At 59.1% G+C, this 3,325-nt stretch carries 2 rRNA genes; both read right to left on the bottom strand.

What is annotated here, in order from left to right:
• Nucleotides 1-1,288, bottom strand: a 23S ribosomal RNA gene (locus ACI799_RS21000); the annotation flags it as partial.
• Between the two features lie 443 nt (nucleotides 1,289-1,731).
• Nucleotides 1,732-3,248: ribosomal RNA gene (locus ACI799_RS20995) — 16S ribosomal RNA — on the bottom strand.
• Between the last annotated feature and the right edge of the window lie 77 nt (nucleotides 3,249-3,325).

Below are 3,325 nucleotides of genomic sequence, written 5' to 3'. Positions count from 1 at the left end.
GGTGTCGGCGGGCGAACGTGTGAATGCCACGGCTTCGGCGGTGTGCTTGAGCCCCGCTACATTGTCGGCGCGGAACCACTTGACCAGTGAGCTATTACGCACTCTTTCAAGGGTGGCTGCTTCTAAGCCAACCTCCTGGTTGTCTCTGCGATCCCACATCCTTTTCCACTTAGCACACGCTTAGGGGCCTTAGCCGATGATCTGGGCTGTTTCCCTCTCGACTACGAACCTTATCGCCCGCAGTCTCACTGCCACGCTCTCACTTACCGGCATTCGGAGTTTGGTTGACGTCAGTAACCTTGTGGGGCCCATCGGCCATCCAGTGCTCTACCTCCGGCAAGAAACACGTGACGCTGCACCTAAATGCATTTCGGGGAGAACCAGCTATCACCGAGTTTGATTGGCCTTTCACCCCTACCCACAGCTCATCCCCCAGGTTTTCAACCCTGGTGGGTTCGGTCCTCCACGCGGTCTTACCCGCGCTTCAACCTGGCCATGGGTAGATCACTCGGCTTCGGGTCTAGAGCACGCGACTCACTCGCCCTGTTCGGACTCGCTTTCGCTACGGCTACCCCACACGGGTTAACCTCGCCACGTACCGCTAACTCGCAGGCTCATTCTTCAAAAGGCACGCAATCACCCCTCCACCGAAGTGGATAAGGCTCTCACGGCTTGTAGGCACACGGTTTCAGGTACTATTTCACTCCCCTCCCGGGGTACTTTTCACCTTTCCCTCACGGTACTTGTCCGCTATCGGTCACCAGGGAGTATTCAGGCTTAGCGGGTGGTCCCGCCGGATTCACACCGAATTTCACGGGCTCGGTGCTACTTGGGAAACAAGTTCGGGAGGGACTGCGTTTTCGTGTACGGGGCTCTCACCCTCTACGGCGACCCTTTCCAGAGGCCTTCCACTAACACAAGTCCTTTATGACTCCCCGCACCCCCGGCAGAGGATGCAGAACTGTCCCACGACCCCGACCACACAACGCCTGCCGGCTATCACATGCGATCGGTTTAGCCTCTTCCGCTTTCGCTCGCCACTACTCACGGAATCACTGTTGTTTTCTCTTCCTGTGGGTACTGAGATGTTTCACTTCCCCACGTTCCCTCCACACGCCCTATGTGTTCAGGCGCGGGTCACACCACATGACTGGTGCGGGGTTCCCCCATTCGGAAATCCTCGGATCAACGCTCGGTTGACAGCTCCCCGAGGCTTATCGCAGCCTCCTACGTCCTTCATCGGCTCCTGGTGCCCAGGCATCCACCGTGTGCCCTTAACAACTTGGCCACACAAAAATCCCGCCCCACACCCCCGGAAGGAAATGATGAGACGGGCCTACAACACTTGAACTCTGCAAACAGAGTCAGAAGATGCTCGCGTCCACTGTGCAGTTCTCAACGTACGACCAGCAACCCCCCACCACGCCACCGCCAGCCCCGGACAACCCGGGCGGTACGACAACAGGAAGGCCCTGACACGAAGAAACGGTCACCCGCTCCCTCAGGACCCAACAGCGTGCCTACGACCAACCACCCACTCCCACCCCGCTCCACGCACACACAACTGTGTGCAGTACTAGGGGCAGCACCAGGCCGCCGGCCGAACGAGTCAGCGTTCCACCCTCGAGCACCACCCCACACGCTCCGCCGGCACCCCCAGACGGGGCACCGATCACGGTGTGGGCGCGGCTCTGGACCACCACAACCAGTGTGGCGGCCAGTGCTCCTTAGAAAGGAGGTGATCCAGCCGCACCTTCCGGTACGGCTACCTTGTTACGACTTCGTCCCAATCGCCGATCCCGCCTTCGACGGCTCCCTCCACAAGGGTTGGGCCACCGGCTTCGGGCGTTACCGACTTTCGTGACGTGACGGGCGGTGTGTACAAGGCCCGGGAACGTATTCACCGCAGCGTTGCTGATCTGCGATTACTAGCGACTCCAACTTCATGGGGTCGAGTTGCAGACCCCAATCCGAACTGAGACCGGCTTTTTGGGATTCGCTCCACCTCGCGGTATCGCAGCCCTTTGTACCGGCCATTGTAGCATGTTTGCAGCCCTAGACATAAGGGGCATGATGATTTGACGTCATCCCCACCTTCCTCCGAGTTGACCCCGGCAGTCTCCTATGAGTCCCCGACATTACTCGCTGGCAACATAGGACGAGGGTTGCGCTCGTTGCGGGACTTAACCCAACATCTCACGACACGAGCTGACGACAACCATGCACCACCTGTGCACGGCCCTTACGGACCCCCCATCTCTGGAGGATTTCCGTGCATGTCAAGCCTAGGTAAGGTTCTTCGCGTTGCATCGAATTAAGCAACATGCTCCGCCGCTTGTGCGGGCCCCCGTCAATTCCTTTGAGTTTTAGCCTTGCGGCCGTACTCCCCAGGCGGGGCGCTTAATGCGTTAGCTGCGGCACGGAACTCGTGGAATGAGCCCCACACCTAGCGCCCAACGTTTACGGCGTGGACTACCAGGGTATCTAATCCTGTTCGCTCCCCACGCTTTCGCTCCTCAGCGTCAGTTTCGGCCCAGAGACCCGCCTTCGCCACCGGTGTTCCTCCTGATATCTGCGCATTTCACCGCTACACCAGGAATTCCAGTCTCCCCTGCCGAACTCAAGTCCGCCCGTATCGACTGCAGGCCTGAGGTTGAGCCTCAGGTTTTCACAGCCGACGCGACGAACCGCCTACGAGCTCTTTACGCCCAATAATTCCGGACAACGCTTGCACCCTACGTATTACCGCGGCTGCTGGCACGTAGTTGGCCGGTGCTTCTTCTGCAGGTACCGTCACTCTCGCTTCGTCCCTGCTGAAAGAGGTTTACAACCCGAAGGCCGTCATCCCCCACGCGGCGTCGCTGCGTCAGGCTTCCGCCCATTGCGCAATATTCCCCACTGCTGCCTCCCGTAGGAGTCTGGGCCGTGTCTCAGTCCCAGTGTGGCCGGTCACCCTCTCAGGCCGGCTACCCGTCGTCGCCTTGGTAGGCCACTACCCCACCAACAAGCTGATAGGCCGCGGGCCCATCCTCAGCCGATAAATCTTTCCACCACCAGACCATGCGGTCAGCGGTCACATCCGGTATTAGCCCCAATTTCTTGGAGTTATCCCAGAGCTGAGGGCAGGTTGCCCACGTGTTACTCACCCGTTCGCCACTGATCCCCACCGAAGTGGTTCACCGTTCGACTTGCATGTGTTAAGCACGCCGCCAGCGTTCGTCCTGAGCCAGGATCAAACTCTCCGTAGATGATTTGATCGCAGCTGAGAACCGCGAGCTGACACTCGCGATATCAATCAACCAAAGGAATCCCAGCCCCAACCACA

The sequence above is a fragment of the Blastococcus sp. SYSU DS0753 genome, from assembly GCF_054051175.1.
The sequence above is the reverse complement of the archived record's forward strand: the minus strand, read 5'-3'. Positions and strand labels throughout refer to the sequence as shown.